Source organism: Vagococcus jeotgali, from assembly GCF_035918315.1.
GTDB classification, from domain to species: domain Bacteria; phylum Bacillota; class Bacilli; order Lactobacillales; family Vagococcaceae; genus Vagococcus; species Vagococcus jeotgali.
Window position 1 is genome coordinate 1565665 of record NZ_CP142146.1, and the last position, 17678, is coordinate 1583342.

Sequence of the window (17678 nt, forward strand, 5' to 3'; positions counted from 1 at the left end):
GCCTCTTTAAATATAACCCTTTCAATCATAAAGAATACCATGTTTTCATATAACTGACAACATTTTTCATCCTTCACTCATAAAACTTAAATAAATCCTGTTTCTTATAAATTTACCTTTGTATAAATAACACGACCACCATGCCTAGCTTCTCCTAAAATATCTTTTTTATTAGGATGATTTAACCAAGCTTCACGAAATGTAAAAAAGTCTTCTTTTTCAATAATCAGTTCTTCTAGACTACCATCTACAAGATCTATAATCGCCTGATAATATTCTTTTGATGTCATCACTTACCTCCGTTTTATAGTCTACTCCTTATCATAATATAACTTATATTCAGTAAAATTTCCTCCTAAAAAGAAGACTTTTTTTTTGCTTAAATAAGTCAATCATCATATAATGGTATAAAGGTCAGGTTAGGTCAAACTAAATCACTTAGTTATTAAGGAGGAATATTATGATGCTTTGTAAGAATTGTCAAGAACATGAAGCAACCATTCATTTATATACAAACGTTGAAGGACAACGTCAACAAATTGATCTATGTCAATCATGTTATAGGGAATTAAAATCTCAAGAAGATCAATTAAATAGAGAAAAAATGATGCAAGACCCTTACGGATTTGGACAACTACAAGATATTTTTCGTCAGATAGCTGCCCAGCAACAACAACAAGGGCAAACACCACCGACTCAATCAGGTCACACGAAACCTCCCATACCACCAAACCAGGGGTCTCACTCTATTTTAGCTCAGTTTGGTGAAAACTTAACCGAAGAAGCAAGAGAAGGTAAGATTGATCCTGTTATTGGTCGTGATAAGGAAATCACGCGCGTCATTGAAATATTAAATAGACGAACTAAAAATAACCCTGTACTAATTGGAGAACCAGGTGTAGGTAAAACTGCTGTTGTTGAAGGATTAGCTTTAAAAATAGTTGAAGGTGATGTGCCACAAAAATTAGAAAATAAAGAAGTCATCAGACTAGATATGGCCTCTCTTGTTCAAGGAACTGGCATTCGTGGTCAATTTGAAGAGCGCATGACTCAACTCGTTAATGAAGTTAGACAAAATCAACATATCATCTTATTTATTGATGAAGTACATGAAATTGTAGGAGCTGGAGCGACTGGTGAAGGTAATATGGACGCAGGTAATATTTTAAAGCCAGCACTTGCTCGTGGTGAATTGCAAATGGTTGGTGCAACAACTTTAAATGAGTACCGTATTATTGAAAAAGATGCTGCTCTTGAGCGTCGTATGCAACCAGTTAGAGTAGATGAACCAACTGAAGAAGAAACCATCACTATTTTAAAAGGTATCCAAAAGCGTTACGAAGACTATCATCATGTTAAATATACAGACGAAGCTATTGATGGTGCTGTTCGTCTATCTAGTCGCTTCATTCAAGATCGTCATCTACCAGATAAAGCTATTGATTTATTAGATGAGACTGGCTCTAAAAAGAACTTAACTATTCGTACAATTGATCCTAAAGTTATTGAAAAACGCCTAGAAGAGGCCGAAACACAAAAACAGAAGGCATCAAAAGAAGAAGACTATGAAAAGGCTGCTTATTTTAGAGACCAACTAAAAAAATTAGAAGATTTAAAAGAAAAAGAAGTCGCTGATGAGGACATTCCCACTGTTAAACTATCAGATATTGAAAAAACAGTAGAAATTATGACAAATATACCTGTTGGCGAATTAAAAGAAAAAGAGCAAACACAAATGAAGCATTTAGCTGAAGATTTAAAAGCTGTTGTTATTGGTCAAGATGAAGCAGTTGATAAAGTATCCAAAGCCATTAGACGTAACCGAGTAGGATTAAACAAGAAAAATCGACCAATCGGATCTTTCCTATTTGTTGGACCTACTGGTGTTGGAAAAACAGAACTTGCTAAACAACTTGCTAAAGAATTATTTGGTGATGAAGATTCTATGATTCGATTTGATATGAGTGAGTATATGGAAAAACACAGCACCTCAAAATTAATCGGTTCACCTCCTGGCTATGTCGGTTATGATGAGGCAGGACAATTAACTGAGAGAGTGAGACGTCATCCTTATAGCTTAATTTTACTAGATGAAGTTGAAAAAGCTCATCCTGATGTCTTACATATGTTTTTACAAATACTAGATGACGGACGTCTAACAGATGCTAAGGGTCGTACCGTGAGCTTTAAAGATACGTTGATTATTATGACAAGTAACGCTGGAACAAGTGATGTAGAAGCCAATGTTGGTTTTGGTGCTATTAAAGAAGGAACAACGTTATCTGTTTTAGGTCAACTAAACCAATACTTCAAACCAGAGTTCCTAAACCGGTTTGATGGGATTGTTGAGTTTGAACCTCTAAGTAAAGAAAACTTATTAGAAATTGTCACTCTCATGCTACATGATGTTAATGATATGTTGGTTGATCAAGATATTACGATTGACACAACTGATGAGGTCAAAGAAAAACTCGTTGATTTAGGTTATGATCCAAAAATGGGAGCAAGACCTTTAAGGCGTGTGATTCAGGAACATATTGAAGACGGGATTGCTGATTATTATTTAGAAAACCCAACAACAAAAGAACTTCTTGCCACACTTGAGGACGATGAGATCATTGTCACGAAACAACGATAGTCATTTAATTTAATATCTAAGGGAAGAATCAAGACTAAAACAGGCTCTTTGTCAAATCGGACTGATGAGACAAATATTGAAGATGATGAATTTGAGAATTTTCTCAAATTCATCACCTTTTTTAGTTATTCAATTGTGACAAGGCCATTTATCATAAAAATTCTTATCCTCATATTACTAAAAGATTTGAAGCCATAAGATACTCTTTTTAATGTCTTAATATGAGTATTTTTAGCTTCTATTTTTCCGTTAGAATACTTATACGTTAAAGCATTACGAATCCCTTCTTCATAATTAATTAGATTTTCAATTTTCTGTTTAAATAGTGGATTTAAGGTAGTCGGTAAGTTCTTTAATAAATCTAAATTGCAACATTAAGTTAGCCACTCTGGTAAAAATATCTAAATATCAGTGTTATTTTATTGAACCCCTTACTTACCAACATGTTTTGATCTTTAGATTTTGAATTTCTTCTAAAAATAATGTTGCTGGTTGTCTATAGTCTAAAATTTTACGCGGCAAAAGATTAACTTTTTCAGTAGCCAGTTGTATGAACTGCTTTGAGTAGTGACAGATAGGCGTTCCTTTCGGAACAAATTGCCGTAATAAACCATTATGTCTTTCGTTTGTTCCTCGTTCCCAAGATGAATAAGGGTGAGCAAAGTAGATATCAGTCATTTGTTGCAGAGTATCATCAAGTGAGCTAAATTCACTGCCATTATCAGCAGTAATCGATTGAAATATGCTACTAAATCGGGCTCTTCCAAACTCATATTTTAACTGTTTAATAGCGTAACTAACAGACTCTTCAGTATGATCATCTAGAACAACAGTAATCATGTAGCGAGTTTTTCTTTCAACAAGTGTAAGTAGAGCATTATCATCTTTAGATTTTGAACCAATGACACTGTCTATTTCCCAATGACCAAACTCTTGTCTAGAATCAATTTTGCTAGGTCGTTCATCAATTGATTTTCCAAGAGCTTTTTTATGCTGACGACTTCTTTTCTTTTTAGGTGATAGTCTAACTTTCATCTTGAGATGATGATTTCTGACTGGTAAAAAACCTTTATCAATATAGTTATAAAGTGTCTTAGTAGAAACAATAGGTTTATCCCAAGTCCCTAAAGACTTGATAAAGCCAACAATTGCATCTGGTGACCAATTAAAGTCTATCATTTGTTTACAAGCATAATTAATAAAATCAACAGCACTAACTAGCTTAGATTTCGAACCACAGCGTTTCCTGTTTTCTATGTATTTAGCTTGCCCCGTATCAGCAAAATAGAGTTGTTTAGGTTTCTTATTTTCTTTGATTTGCGTGGTCGTTCCTCGTTTAAGCTCATTACTTATTGTTTGATGGTGTCGGCCTAATCGTCTACCAATTTCTCTATTAGAGTCTCCCATATTATGCCAAACTTCAATAAGCTGCCTTTCCTTTAAGGAAAGATGTTTATAACTAGATGTCTTTGTGTTATTCTTAATTTTCACCATGATAAAAATTCCTTTCGTTGTTGGGTAGTTACTTCAATGATACACGAATTTTTACCATGGTGTTTTTTTATTATTTTAGAGTGGCTAACTTGATTTTACAACTAAGCGTTCTTTAATAAATCAAAAAATGAGTCTGGATCTTTATTTCTAAAGTGATAGGTTAATAATTGAAACACGCCATAGGCTTCTTTTAAGTCTGTAGAAAATGATAAAAGACGATCAATCATCATTGATTCTGTTAGAGGGGGAAACTTAGGTGAAGGAAAGCTTCTCCAATTTTTATATTCTGAACTAGAAACAGTCATTTGATTCTTTAATAGGTATTTCCAATTTACTTTTAGCTTATTGGCTTCAGAACGCTGGTGATTCTTTATTAATTCTTTCATTTCCCTGACTCTAAAGTCATTAAAAGCTTGATTTAAGTGTTTAACGATATGAAACCTATCAATGACTAAAGCTGCACAAGGAAAGATTTTTTTAGTTAACTGAAAATAAGCCGCATTCATATCTGTCACTAGAAATTTTACCTGTTCTCGTTTCTCCTTGGGAGAACGATTGAAGTAATTCATTAGTTTATCAAGTCTACGACTAGGAAGAACATCAACCAGTTCACCGGTTTCACCATTGGCACAAATAAAACTCATTTTATCTTCATAGGTGGCATGAGATCTGAATTCATCAACCATTAGAACTTTTGGAAAAGAGCGTGGTTTAAGCGTTTCAGGTAAATGTTTTTCAACAGATTTAAGGACCCTTATAACGGTTGTGAGCGATACATGACATATCTTAGCGATAACGGTCATTGATATTTTCTGAGTTAATAATTCTAGTATTCTAAATGTTATGAATCGACTAATAAAACAATTTTCTTCAACGATAGAACATTGAGTTGTCCAATGTTGGTGGCAGTTTTTACAAAAATATCGTTGTTTTTTTAGCTTTAAAATAGTTGGAATGTTTTGATATGATTCCAAACGAATTGTCACTTCTTTTTTCCCATTTTTTACAATGGTTTTCTTTTCATCTGCATCGTTCGCATGAGACTGACAATACTTACAGGCCGTAAGCTTAGGTGAGTAGGTACCAGTGATAATTAATGTGTTCACACCTTTGTATTTTCCTTCTTCAACACAAGTTAAATTTAAATCTTCATCTTTAATTCGCAACATTTTTTTGATATGATTAGTCATGACATGTCGTCCTTTCTATTTAAGATTTTGGTTGGTACTTTAATTTTACTAGATAGACGACATGTTTTTCTACTTAAATAAACTAAAATAGGGCTGATGAATCAAAAAATGATTCATCAGTCCTATAAATTATAGAGCCCTAAAACAGTGATTCTTCCCTTATTTATGTTATAATAAGACTATATAGAAAGCGTTTAAAAAGGGGTGAAAAAAAATGAAACTAGTCAATGTTACAAATAGTTACGCGACGCTTGTATCAAAACAACTTGAAAACACTGATGCTAGATTTGTAAGTGTGTACTCATATGGAAAAACCTTAGTTGTTCATAGCACAGCTGACACTCATATTGATATTATTCTAATTAATAAATCCCGTGACATTAAGGAATTTGAAGTGGCCGAAGTATTGCAGGAGCTAATACAACGTCAGCCAAATGACCCTGAACTTCAAGTTCTAAGAACACCTGGTGTTGTCGAAATGACATTGCCTGTCCCCCTTCCCAAAAAAGAAACAGAGGATAAGGACATTGAAACAACTAAAGACTAAATAAAAACATTCCCATGCAATTAGTCACTCAACTGCATCGGAATGTTTTTATGTGTCTTATGCCACTGAAATGACTGTCCCATTCACTAAGATCTCACTAATCTCCTCTAAAGGAATATAATCATACTGAACACTTACTTCCTCACGCTCATCTGAGTAAATATTTATAACATTATCATGAGATAAAATATCCAGCTCTTGTCCACTTGTTAATTTCAATTTGATATTTAAAGGCTCTTCTTTTGCGTTATCAGTTTTTGAAACCAAGGTTAAGTTTAACCCATTATGATACAAATCATTGGGGTACTTAACTAACAAATGCAGGAGCCCATCTTTAAAGGTGTCTTAATCCAGTTGGTCCCTTCTTGGATTAATTCTTGCCAAGGAGGACTCACTCGCTCTGTTTTTTCTTCCAACCCACTTGTTAAACGACTCAGCTCAAACCCTTTTGGATTTTTCCAAAGCTTAATAAAGACATCATTAATTAACTCCTCGATGTGCTGAATATGTCCCCCTATATTTTGTGTTAAATATTTTGAAGCCACTGCCCACATTAAGGTTGAATATTCTGTCATTAAAGAATCTAGAGCTTCTTCATCTTGATTTAGCAATGCAATGAGATACTCCTCATCTGTCATATTCTTCTCCTCCTCTTGTTGTTCTTACTTACAGTACAAGTTAAAATCAATAATTCCTTAACAAAGCAAAAAAAGAGACTGACTCTTAGCCAATCTCTTATTATTATTATTTATTTTAAAATATCATATACTTCTTTAGACAACTTAGAAATAGTCTCATAAGAAATACCATTTTTAGTCATGACAGATAACACATATGGCTCTTTAGCATAAACAATTGCCACGTCATGGACATATGAGTTCACATCACCAATTTTATGAGCTACTTTTACAGGTAGATATTTAGGAATACGCTGATTATCAAATTGTGTGTTTGACATATAGTTAATCAACTTACCATTTTGTTTGTAAATAGCTTCCATAAGTAAGGCATTTTCTTTTGCTGTGATATTAAATGGTGATACCCAGGTACGACCGATAATTTTACTAATATCACGGCGCATTTCAGCATCATACTGACGTCCAGCATAATAGCCTAAAAAGTTAGCACCTTGATTATCTGAATATTTTGCCGTCCAGTTCATCATCGTATCAATTGAATAACTCGTACCATATGGTTTACCTTGCAAAATACCTGCCCCGTCTCGCTGATAAGAGTAATAAGGCATTTGGTTAATCGCATCTGTGTACTTGTACTTTTTATTAGGGTCAATTCGTTTGTCATTAATCATTTTTTGAGAATAATACATGGCAGGTAATTTTCCAGTACTAGCAGCCACAAAAGATTGTGAGCCGTTAACTGAAGCTGTAGAGCCATCCACTAAACTCATCACATAAATCCCCATATTTGGCGTACGATATTTATTATCTAACAATTTTTGGACCTTCTTCATTTTTTCAGCTGTAAGAGATGTGGCATTGGCATTTAAATACCCTTGCCAAACACCTTTATTGTCATAAACTGAGAAATAAGCCTCACCATTCACATGATAATAAATCCCTCTAGCTTGAAAGGTTTGATTAACGATTTTACTTGCTGGCTGTTTGACGTTCCAATTAAAATCACGCCATAAATTGGTACTACTTGATGAGATGGTAACGTACTTACCATAATGATAATACTCACCTTGAGGGTCACTTACCGTTTTTAAGGCATCATCATTAATGTAGCCATAAAATGTGCCAGTTGAATCTGTAAGTGCAGCATATGTTGATGTATTAAAATGATGATACTCTTCTTTTACTATAAATGTTTTATGATTATAACGACTAGCTTTACCGTTTGATACCCAATTAAACGAGCGCCACAGGTCATAATTTCCTTTAGCGATACTAACATATTTATTTGTCTTAACCGCCTCACCCCAAGGGCTATTTACTAAAGACACGTCACTTTCAGGAACATAGCCCATCCACTCATTTTTATCATTGTATAGCGAATAAAACACTGAGCCATTAATGTGATTGTACTGACCCTTAGCACGGTAAGTTTTTTGGTATAAAGAGGCAAATGAATGTTTCGCTTTCCCCTCAAAATCACTATAAGTTTGACCTGTTTTACGATTAATAGTTAAATAGTTACCATTGTGAATATAAACACCTTGTGGCCCATCAGCTATTTTAAGATCTTCTTTATTCACATAACCAACTAGCTTATCTTCACCATTAAATAAAGATACTGCTTCTTTTCTAGTAGTATCATCCACGTAGCTCTCTTTTGCAAAATACGTTTGATACTGAGGTAGTGTGACATTTGAAATTTGTGTTAAATGCTCATCTTTGTATACGACTGTTTTTTCATTAATGGTTGAGACATATTTGTTAAGATTTGCTTGTCTCACTTTAGAAATATCATCTAAAGTAACCTCTCATTCTTCTACATATCCCACTACTACTTCTTCTTGGTTTAATAATTGATAGTAATTAAGATGATGACTTGTTTGATATAATTTTTTTGTATACAGCTTTTTAGGTAATCCTTCTTGCTTAGCTAACGTCAAATCTTCCAGATCAAGGTAGATATCAACTTTAGGTTTGATAAATGTCACTTCTTTTAAATCCAGCTCTTTAATATCAAACGTCATTTTTTCAACAACTGGCTCACTTGTCTCTAAGGTTGATGAGTCACTTGTCTCTAAAAACAAACTACTTGATGTCTCACTAGTTTGAGATGTAGAAACATCTTTGGCCTGCACCACAACTTGAGTTAGTATACCAACTGACAATATGCTCCCACATAAGAACAAACTCAACTTCTTTTTCATAATTACCCCTCACTTTTTATGTACTCACCTATATTTTACCGTGAATTCCTTAGAAAAAAATGATTACCAAAATAATTATTTGAGGAAAATAAAATGAGGCTGACTCAAAGGTCAACCTCATTTAAATCAAAACATCAGCACATCATGACTTTGATAAATATTCTTTTAAGATAGCCACAATTTGTTTCGAGGCTGTCCCATCACCATAAGGATTACTAGCTTCAGACATTTGTTTATATAACACTTCATCTTCAAGCAAGGCTTTAAAATGTTTATAAATTACCTCTTCGCTTGTTCCAACTAATTTTAAAGTCCCCGCTGCTACACCTTCTGGACGCTCTGTTGTATCACGCATAACAAGAACTGGTTTTCCAAGAGAAGGGGCTTCTTCTTGAATACCACCGCTATCTGTTAAAATAATATCACTATTAGCTAACAAATTATGAAAATCAATCACTTCCATTGGTGGAATCATTAATATACGATCAGTATTCACAAAAATATCATCTGCTAGCTCTCTAATACTAGGGTTCATGTGAATAGGATAGACCACCTTAATATCCTCATGTTCATCAATAATTCTCTTAATAGCTTGAAACATATGACGCATGGGCTCACCATAATTTTCACGTCTGTGTGCTGTTAAAACAATCAGACGACTATCACCTACCCATTTAATTAAGGGATGTGAGTAATCTTTTTTAACAGTTGTTGATAACGCATCAATAGCTGTGTTGCCTGTCACATAAACTGAATCTGGATTCTTGCCCTCTGCTAATAAATTATCTCGAGCTTGATTTGTCGGTGCAAAATTAATTTCAGAAAACAAGCTCACAGAACAGCGGTTAAACTCTTCTGGAAAAGGTGAGTGAATATTATGAGTACGAAGGCCAGCTTCAATATGACCTACTGGAATACCTAAATAAAAACTAGCTAACCCAGCAGCATACGTTGTTGTCGTATCACCATGCACTAAAACTATATCAGGCTGCTCCTCTAATAATATCGGTTTTAATCTATCAAGAATATTAATCGTTACATCAAATAAGTCTTGCTTATGTTTCATAATTTCTAAATCATATTTTGGAGAAATATGAAAGATAGGTAACACTTGGTCTAACATTTCACGATGCTGACCAGTTACACACACAACTGTTTCAATATCAGATTGCTTGTCAAGTTCTTGTACAAGAGGACCCATTTTTATTGCTTCAGGTCTTGTACCAAAAATAACCATCACTTTTTTCATATTTCTTCCTCCTAATGACTATGTTTACAATAACGTTTTTAACTCCACATCTGGATACTTATCACTAAACCAACGCATCGCAAATTGATTCTCAAATAAGAATAACGGCTGGTCAAAACGGTCACGAGCTAAAATATTACGACTTGAACTCATCTTCTCATCAAGTTGTGATGGATCAATCCAGCGTGCTATTTTTGTTCCCATTGGCTCCATAATAATCTCTGTGTTGTACTCACCTAACATACGATGTTTAAATACTTCAAACTGTAGTTGACCAACAGCTCCAATAATAAAATCTTCTGTTAAATAGGTTTTATATAACTGGATAGCCCCTTCTTGAACAAGTTGGTTAATCCCTTTATAAAATGATTTTTGTTTCATCACGTTTTTAGCTGTGACTTTCATAAATAATTCTGGCGTAAATTGAGGTAAATCTTCAAATTCAATTTTATCTTTTCCAGTAAAAATCGTATCTCCAATTTGATAATTTCCTGTATCATATAACCCAATAATATCTCCTGCTACGGCTTCAACAACTGTTTCACGAGAGTCTGCCATGAACTGGGTAGAATTATTTAATTTGATTTTTTTCTCATCACGAGCTAGTTTAACATCCATCCCTTTTTCAAAACTACCAGAACAAATACGGACAAAGGCAATTCTATCTCGGTGAGCAGGGTTCATGTTAGCTTGAATTTTAAAGATAAATCCTGAAAAGTCTTCAGAATAAGGACTGATTTTCTCGCCAGCTTTTGTTTCATGATCTCCTGGTTTTGGTGCAAATTGTAAAAATGTTTCTAAAAAGGTTTCCACCCCAAAATTTGTTAAGGCTGAACCAAAGAAAACTGGTGTTAGCTGACCATTAGCTACTTTTTCCTCACTAAATTCATTACCAGCTTCAAGTAGTAGTTCTACTTCATCTTGAACTTGAGAGAATATTGATTCTTGACTGAGTGGGTGATCTGCCACTAACTGGTGCTCATCATCTAACTCTAAATAACGCTCTCCGTCAAAACGATCTGGACGGTAAACTTCTACTCGGTTATTATAAATGTCATAAATCCCTTCAAACCCTTTACCCATACCAATCGGCCAATTCATTGGATATGAATCAATCTCTAAAACTTCTTCTAGTTCTTCTAATAATTCAAGTGGTTCACGACCATCTCTATCTAGTTTGTTGATAAAGGTGAAAATCGGAATACCACGCATGCGACAAACTTGGAATAATTTCTTCGTTTGTGCTTCAATCCCCTTAGCACTATCAATCACCATCACTGCACTATCCACAGCCATAAGTGTTCGGTACGTATCCTCAGAAAAATCCTCATGTCCCGGTGTATCTAATATGTTGACACGTTTATCATCAAAATCAAACTGCATCACTGAACTTGTAACAGAAATACCACGTTGCTTTTCAATATCCATCCAATCTGATTTAGCAAAATTTCCTGATTTTTTACCTTTAACAGTTCCTGCATTACGAATGGCACCACCAAATAATAACAATTGCTCTGTAATCGTTGTTTTACCAGCATCCGGATGCGAAATAATTGCAAATGTTCTTCTTTTATCTACTTCTGCCTGTTGATTGAATCCCATATAATTCCCCTTACTTCTTTCAAATTTATAAAGTCTGATTTAGTATAACACAATTATACCTTGTTTTTATAGCCTTTCTGTAGTGAAAGCTCCATGAAAAGATACTAACTACAATCAAAAAGTGTATAAAGTAAAAAGGAGTAGATTTCCCCACTCCTTAAAAACTCATTTTTAAATGACTTAACACATTACCTAAATAAATCTGACATAGTTTCTTTGATTCTCTCCCAAAATGTCAGTGTTTTTTGCGTGACATTTGCTCCGTTGTTTTCTTCTTTAACCTCAGGCATATTTTTTCCTTCACCTGCTTTAATCACGTCATTTAAAGTATTATTTTCCACTACAATCCCAACAGAATTTGGGTATGCAAAGGTCCCTGGTTGCGACCACTGATTTAAAATTGAGATATTTTGTTTTGGCATATTGTTATGCTCAATGGTGATATTCTCACTATAGCCAATCAGTATCCCCGCCTCAGGATATGAATTAGCTTCAAATCTAGCCTTTGTATTACCATTATCCATGCTTCCTAATGGCCTTGGGTTGATTAATTTATTATCTTTAACTAAAACATTAGTTGCCCCAACAATCATCAGCTGACCATTAAAAGCTCCAAACCAGGCTCCGTCTTGGACATTTTGATGATTTGTATTATTGCCTTCAAATATGTTATCTAACACTTTGACGTTATCAATTATCGCTCGCTGCTGGTGACCACTCTCATCTTTATCATAAAAAATTTTCTCACCCATGCCATACATCAACACCCCGGCATCATCATTATTTAAAAAATGATTTTGTGTTAAGGTAATGTTTTTAGCTGACCTTAAGCTATGGTTTTTAAAATCTGCTGGCTCAATATTAATTCCTGCTGAGGGATCTGTTCCTTTAGTATTTTCAATTAATGTGTTGGTAACAATTAAGCCGTTTACATTTTCAACTGAAATACCTTGCCTGCGGTTATTTGAAAGTGTTGAATTTTTTATGACAATTTGCTGGTTAGGCTGAGTCGCTTCTTTTGTTGAAAATAAATCAATCCCATCTCCCCACATATTAGAAATGCGAATACTATCAATCACAATATTTTGAGATGAAACCATTAAAATACCCCAGCCAGTTTCACCGTTATACTCAGGATCACCTCGGCGCAATTTTGAATACTTATCAATATGCTCGTCTCGGTCCCCTACAATGTTACCACCATAAATATTAACATGACTAGCATCCTTTAAATTCAGTACCGTATAGCTATAAAATTCATTAGGAATTGCTTTTAAATAAGCTTTCTCATCCATTAAAATCGTTGTATTAGACTTCACGTGTAGACCAACATCAGTATTGACAAAGCGTTGGACCATCTCTTTAGAGGAGGGGGAATCATTGGTCTTAATCATGTACTCTCCCTCAGGAAGGTAGATAACACTTTTTTTATCCCCATCTATTTGATCTAACACAGCTTGAAGAGCTTTTGTATCATCAGTTTTTCCATCTCCTGTGACACCTTCATCTTTAACATTAATAATCTTTTCATCACTTGTTTCAATAGAATATTGTTTTTTTAAATCACTAAGATCACTTGCTCCAACCCTTGTTGTAGTTATCAACATAGCTGTTACAACGCTGATTATCAGCATGCTTAATTTGATATATTTATTTAATTCCATGATTAATTCTCCTTTATTTAATCCTTTTTATCTATACAGTAACAAAATTAATATGACATGTTTTATTTTCGTTGTCAATTTATCTAAATAGCTAAAGTCTAACTATCCAAAAAATAAAAAACTGACCCGAAAGTCAGTTTTTTATGTAGTCTAAGTTCCTGCTATGTTAGAGAACCTCTACATATATTATTCTTTTCATAACCTTCCATAGCTTTAACAACAATACGTTCTCTAGCTTGATTATCACGATAAAGAGATAGGTTATCTAATTTTTTCTCATGTTTTTTCTTAATCTGCTTTTTCTTGAAGACTGATTTCAATTTACGATATAACCGTCTTCTTGACTTAATAATATCACCTGGTAAAAAAGCTTTTAAATTATTATCTTTTTTAGCTTCAGCTAAATTCTTATCAAACTGATAGTAGATAACTGGTTTTTTAAGCAAAGCAAAATCAAGTGCCGCACTTGAAAAATCTGTGAGTAAGTAATCGTTTTTAACTAATTCATCTTGCAAAATATAATTGTCATAATCTGTGTCAATATAATCAGATGTAAACAAGTGTCTGTAGTGACTAAAGTTAGGATGTAATAAAAATTTAGCCTTGACATGATTAGCTTTTAATAAATCAATAAACGTGTCATCATTTAATAGACTTTGAAACTCTTTATAAAAACTAGTGTCCATAAACTTCTCATCACTTAATCTATTTTCACCTTTTCGCCAAGACGGGAAGATTAGAAGGCTTTTTTGTCTATTAGCATGTGCCTGATTTAATTCCTGATATTTATTAAATAACTCGTCAAACCGAGAAAGACCTGTTAAACCGATTTCGTCTTCTGAATAGAAATAATCATTCATAATAATATTTTTTTCTCTTTCAGAACTACAAATGAATAAATTAGTAAAGGCCTTGTCACCTTTAGCATACATATAAGATAAATCTCTCACACCTAAAATACCATGTTGTAAAAAGACTCTAAATGTTTTTTCCATTTTATCTTGGAATTTTTTCATCTTCGTTGGATTAGCATATATCGAACTGTGCGAATGAAAAATCATATCTGCTTGCATAAATTTTTCAAAATGAAGTGGCTCTTTATAAAAAATCACTTGGTCCTTGTATGGCTCTAAATTCACTAAATCTGGAGAATCAGCTTCAATAATATACCAACACTCAAACTGATCACTTAATTCATCACTCATATACTTAAATTGTGAGAAGGCTGTGTCTTGTGCTTTTTCAGGATACTCACAAAATAGCGCCACAAGTCTGTCGCTAGATCCCATGTTTGACTCTAAATTAAAACACTCTTTCGATTCAAGAGGAATGTCTTCTAAGATAATCGATGATTTTTCATTCATAGTTTGATAAAATTTCACACCAGTTAATATATCTGGATGCTCCTGAACAAAATATTCTTCATAATCATGCTCAAGACAAACTCTATGTCGTCTAGCAAATAAGTAATTGCTTTCTAATTGGAACATCAATGACAAATCAATAATATTATTGAAATAATTAGAATAGCCATCAAACTCTCTCACTTTTGCCATATCAGCAGGTCTTATTTTAAAGAACAGTCTCGTTCTAAAAATATGGTCTTCTACACTTAATTTTTCAAACTTTGTTGTGCTCACATAGGTTTTTTCAATAGAACCTCTAAAAGTGAAAAATAAATCCCCTTCTGTGGCATGTGACACGAGGGTATCTAAATCAATCGCTACTTCCACTGAGCCATCTCTAAGTTGTCTAGCAAAAATAAATTCTACCTTCTCAATAAACCGGTGACTAATTGGTAGCTCACCAACAAGTAAACGTAGCGTCTTCTCTTTTGAAGGGTAGATAGAAATAAGCGTATCTTGGTACTGCTCTGTCAACATCTTCTCTGAACTAAATGACGTCAGCTCATCAGAAAATAATACTTCCTCGCCAGCTTCATTTTGTAGCATTAAAATACTGGCACGCCCGTCAGTTAACATGTAGATATCATCAAAAGGGATTGAAATGATACCATCTACTGCTTTGTATTCTTTTTTTGATTGTCTAAATTTTAAATAAATAGAATGTAAGTTAGATTCCTCAATTAAAAAGGCAACGGAATCTTTATTAATTTTCATGATAACCCTCCTGAGACTCACAATAAGAAAATAAATTAAACAACTTCATCACGTTTAATATCTCCCCAATCATGTTTTGCTTTTTTCCCTGTAAATAAAAACTTCACTGTTCCTTTAAATTTAGAATATAGCGAAACCCAATGATAACTAAAAGCTTCCACTAATCCTAGACACATTAAAAATAATTTATCTTTATAAGAAATATTTTGAATTCTAGCATTTTGTAAAATAACTGCCATCGTAAAAAATAGATTAACAAAGTAAGATAATAGAAAAATATAGATAGCTTCTCGCCAGCTAATAATACCTGTTGCTAAAAAGTAACCACCAAGAACAAGACCTACTGTCTCCATTAAAAAACTAACAAATTCGGTAAAAATAAATAGTGGTAATCCAACCATCCCCACATTTTTATAGCGACGGTTAAACACCATCCCTTTATGTTTCCAAACAGTTTGTAAAAAACCAATTTGCCAACGAGAGCGCTGTTTTACTACATCACGAATACGTGAAGGTGGTTGCGTCCAGCAAACAGAGTCATATAAAAATATTTGACGTTTATCGATTTTTCTATCATTTAAATGCTTACGAATGGATAGTGTTAAGTCAAAATCCTCACCAATTGAGTCTGTATCAAGGCCATCAATTTCTCTTAAAATAGTAATGTCATATACACCAAAAGCACCAGAAATAATCACAGTACTCTCAATTTTACTCAAACTTGAACGAAAGACTAAAACACTTCTTAAATACTCTAAATATTGAAATGAAGGTAAAATTTTTGTCGTTCTAATTTTCACTGAGCGCTTAGAAAAGTTTTCAATTCTTGTCATCGGTCTAATTTGCCCACCGATAGAGACAATATCATCTGAAAAATAAAAGGGCGACATAAGTGTCACTAAGGCATCTTCTTCTACAAAAGAATCAGCATCCACAAAAGCCACGTAATCAGATGTGGCATAGTTCACCCCAACATTTAACGCATCACTTTTCCCACCATTTTCCTTATCAATTAAATAAATATTAGGATAATCCTGACTTTGATAAATCTCTTTTACAGGTTGAGTGAAAATGTCACTTTGCTGTTTAAATAAAGGAATTTTTTCCATGTGAAAATAATCCAGACATTCCCTTTTGGTATTATCTTTTGAGCCATCATTAACCACATAGATTTTTAAATTATCATAACGCTGACTTAGAAAACTACTCACTGATTTACAAATCGTCTCTTGCTCATTATAAGCTGGAATGACTACTGTCAATTCTAAATTATTGCGTGAACTAATTAATTGATTAAAATCGAGAATATTATCTTCCAGTAATTTTTTGTTTTTATTAACCTCTGTCACATCCCGGCTAGATAACCTTAGCTGAGTGATATAAATAATAAAGAATATATAGTTGATAATTAATGCTGTAATCCCTAGATAGAGTGAAATATTATTCATAGATATCCCCAATTCTCATTAAATGGATATCAATATAAGCATTTAGCTTTTTAAATAATGCTTTATCAAACTTCACTGGGCGATTACCGACTAAATACATATAATTATCCATATCATTATTTTGAACCATTGAATATAAAATAAAAAACTGTGCTTGACCTGTGTAATGTTGAAAATTATTCAAGATAATATGTTGGCAAGATTGTACTTGAAGTAGATTAATAATAGTTAATGCTTCATACACTTCATAATCTTGCTTTTTATTTAACTTATCTTCTACTTTTGCTTCAATACCTATATCAGATAAATATTGAGTATCAGATATCTCATCACCAGTTAATGCTAAGTGAATGTCATGTTCTGAACGCTTTAATCTAGAGACAATCAATTCCAAATTTTTATTAGAACTTCGCTTGAGCTTCCTTCTTACTTTTCGTCTAAAATATTTATACTGACCTTTCGTAACAAAATGATCGATATACTTATCAATTTTTCTCATCAACCTATCTTGTCTACTTGCTGTAATACCTTTACCTATAGGACTTAGTATGATAAATATGATTAAAATACCACTAATAACCCCAACAACTTCTAATAGAAAAAACATAAACTCTCCTTTTATTTATCTCATACTGACTTGATTAGTTACTCACACCATCATATAGCAAAAATAACCATGTACTCTTAAGTATATCATGTTTTTTTAAAACAAAAAGTGGTTTTTCATGAAAATATAGTAGCTTTTTATAAAACATCATAAAAATAGTAAAATAATAAAGTCAAAAAAAACAAAATATTATTCACTATAACACGGCTTAATATATTTATAAATATTTATTAAAATCTGATAAAAAGAATTTTTATTTCCAAACTCTTATCAAAAA

15 protein-coding genes and 1 pseudogene are annotated in these 17678 nt (G+C 33.2%); 2 read left to right on the forward strand and 14 right to left on the reverse strand.

The window, feature by feature from the left end; translation table 11 throughout:
- Positions 1-104: 104 nt before the first annotated feature.
- Positions 105-290, reverse strand: a complete 186-nt coding sequence (gene ykzS, locus VSF34_RS07775) for a protein YkzS (protein WP_326716766.1) — start codon at positions 288-290, stop codon at positions 105-107.
- A 173-nt stretch (positions 291-463) separates the two neighbouring features.
- On the opposite strand from ykzS, the gene VSF34_RS07780 reads away from it, so the two are divergent.
- Complete coding sequence (locus VSF34_RS07780) at positions 464-2638, forward strand: ATP-dependent Clp protease ATP-binding subunit (protein WP_326718052.1); 2175 nt, start codon at positions 464-466, stop codon at positions 2636-2638.
- Between the two features lie 125 nt (positions 2639-2763).
- Here VSF34_RS07780 and VSF34_RS07785 read toward each other — a convergent pair.
- The 3 genes and pseudogenes from VSF34_RS07785 to VSF34_RS07795 form a co-directional block, all read right to left on the reverse strand.
- Positions 2764-2997: pseudogene (locus VSF34_RS07785) on the reverse strand (transposase); the annotation flags it as partial.
- 76 nt (positions 2998-3073) lie between these two features.
- Positions 3074-4132 carry an IS30 family transposase gene (locus tag VSF34_RS07790; protein WP_326716671.1) on the reverse strand — a complete coding sequence of 353 codons (1059 nt, stop codon included), beginning with the start codon at positions 4130-4132 and terminating at the stop codon, positions 3074-3076.
- Between the two features lie 101 nt (positions 4133-4233).
- Positions 4234-5322, reverse strand: coding sequence for an ISL3 family transposase (locus VSF34_RS07795; RefSeq protein ID WP_326716767.1), 1089 nt, complete (start codon positions 5320-5322; stop codon positions 4234-4236).
- 214 nt (positions 5323-5536) lie between these two features.
- On the opposite strand from VSF34_RS07795, the gene VSF34_RS07800 reads away from it, so the two are divergent.
- Complete coding sequence (locus tag VSF34_RS07800; protein ID WP_326716768.1) at positions 5537-5869, forward strand: DUF1827 family protein; 333 nt, start codon at positions 5537-5539, stop codon at positions 5867-5869.
- 57 nt (positions 5870-5926) lie between these two features.
- On the opposite strand, the gene VSF34_RS07805 is transcribed toward VSF34_RS07800, so the two are convergent.
- The 10 genes from VSF34_RS07805 to VSF34_RS07850 all read right to left on the reverse strand — a co-directional run bounded on the left by VSF34_RS07805 (position 5927) and on the right by VSF34_RS07850 (position 17401).
- Entirely contained in the window at positions 5927-6187 is a 261-nt protein-coding gene (locus VSF34_RS07805) for a hypothetical protein (RefSeq protein WP_326716769.1), read from the reverse strand.
- Positions 6181-6507 (reverse strand): RNA polymerase sigma factor, encoded by a 327-nt coding sequence (locus VSF34_RS07810; protein ID WP_326716770.1) that lies wholly within the window; start codon positions 6505-6507, stop codon positions 6181-6183. Before VSF34_RS07810 ends, VSF34_RS07805 begins: the two co-directional genes overlap by 7 nt.
- 110 nt (positions 6508-6617) lie before the next feature.
- Positions 6618-8288: a serine hydrolase gene (locus tag VSF34_RS07815; protein ID WP_326716771.1), complete on the reverse strand. Its 1671-nt coding sequence runs from the start codon at positions 8286-8288 to the stop codon at positions 6618-6620.
- 27 nt (positions 8289-8315) lie between these two features.
- Positions 8316-8711: a hypothetical protein gene (locus tag VSF34_RS07820; protein WP_326716772.1), complete on the reverse strand. Its 396-nt coding sequence runs from the start codon at positions 8709-8711 to the stop codon at positions 8316-8318.
- Positions 8712-8853: 142 nt separating this feature from the next.
- A complete protein-coding gene (gene wecB / locus VSF34_RS07825) occupies positions 8854-9960 on the reverse strand; it encodes a non-hydrolyzing UDP-N-acetylglucosamine 2-epimerase (RefSeq protein ID WP_326716773.1) in 1107 nt (368 codons plus the stop codon).
- Between the two features lie 24 nt (positions 9961-9984).
- The gene (locus VSF34_RS07830) at positions 9985-11562 is read right to left on the reverse strand and encodes a peptide chain release factor 3 (protein WP_326716774.1); all 1578 of its coding nucleotides are present in this window, start codon (positions 11560-11562) and stop codon (positions 9985-9987) included.
- 188 nt (positions 11563-11750) lie between these two features.
- Positions 11751-13226 carry a right-handed parallel beta-helix repeat-containing protein gene (locus tag VSF34_RS07835; protein ID WP_326716775.1) on the reverse strand — a complete coding sequence of 492 codons (1476 nt, stop codon included), beginning with the start codon at positions 13224-13226 and terminating at the stop codon, positions 11751-11753.
- Positions 13227-13387: 161 nt separating this feature from the next.
- On the reverse strand, positions 13388-15346 hold the full coding sequence (locus VSF34_RS07840) for a CDP-glycerol glycerophosphotransferase family protein (RefSeq protein WP_326716776.1): 1959 nt from the start codon (positions 15344-15346) through the stop codon (positions 13388-13390).
- 35 nt (positions 15347-15381) lie between these two features.
- A complete protein-coding gene (locus tag VSF34_RS07845; protein WP_326716777.1) occupies positions 15382-16794 on the reverse strand; it encodes a glycosyltransferase family 2 protein in 1413 nt (470 codons plus the stop codon).
- Positions 16787-17401, reverse strand: coding sequence for a hypothetical protein (locus VSF34_RS07850; protein WP_326716778.1), 615 nt, complete (start codon positions 17399-17401; stop codon positions 16787-16789). Before VSF34_RS07850 ends, VSF34_RS07845 begins: the two co-directional genes overlap by 8 nt.
- Between the last annotated feature and the right edge of the window lie 277 nt (positions 17402-17678).

Bases quoted from the DNA above. Each gene is read 5' to 3' on its own strand.
- wecB (WP_326716773.1), bottom strand. From the start codon at position 9,960: ATGAAAAAAGTGATGGTTATTTTTGGTACAAGACCTGAAGCAATAAAA.
- VSF34_RS07830 (WP_326716774.1), bottom strand. From the start codon at position 11,562: ATGGGATTCAATCAACAGGCAGAAGTAGATAAAAGAAGAACATTTGCA.
- VSF34_RS07850 (WP_326716778.1), bottom strand. From the start codon at position 17,401: ATGTTTTTTCTATTAGAAGTTGTTGGGGTTATTAGTGGTATTTTAATC.
- VSF34_RS07845 (WP_326716777.1), bottom strand. From the start codon at position 16,794: ATGAATAATATTTCACTCTATCTAGGGATTACAGCATTAATTATCAAC.
- VSF34_RS07790 (WP_326716671.1), bottom strand. From the start codon at position 4,132: ATGGTGAAAATTAAGAATAACACAAAGACATCTAGTTATAAACATCTT.
- VSF34_RS07810 (WP_326716770.1), bottom strand. From the start codon at position 6,507: ATGACAGATGAGGAGTATCTCATTGCATTGCTAAATCAAGATGAAGAA.
- VSF34_RS07835 (WP_326716775.1), bottom strand. From the start codon at position 13,226: ATGGAATTAAATAAATATATCAAATTAAGCATGCTGATAATCAGCGTT.
- VSF34_RS07800 (WP_326716768.1), top strand. From the start codon at position 5,537: ATGAAACTAGTCAATGTTACAAATAGTTACGCGACGCTTGTATCAAAA.
- VSF34_RS07780 (WP_326718052.1), top strand. From the start codon at position 464: ATGCTTTGTAAGAATTGTCAAGAACATGAAGCAACCATTCATTTATAT.
- VSF34_RS07820 (WP_326716772.1), bottom strand. From the start codon at position 8,711: ATGAAAAAGAAGTTGAGTTTGTTCTTATGTGGGAGCATATTGTCAGTT.
- VSF34_RS07795 (WP_326716767.1), bottom strand. From the start codon at position 5,322: ATGACTAATCATATCAAAAAAATGTTGCGAATTAAAGATGAAGATTTA.
- VSF34_RS07840 (WP_326716776.1), bottom strand. From the start codon at position 15,346: ATGAAAATTAATAAAGATTCCGTTGCCTTTTTAATTGAGGAATCTAAC.
- ykzS (WP_326716766.1), bottom strand. From the start codon at position 290: ATGACATCAAAAGAATATTATCAGGCGATTATAGATCTTGTAGATGGT.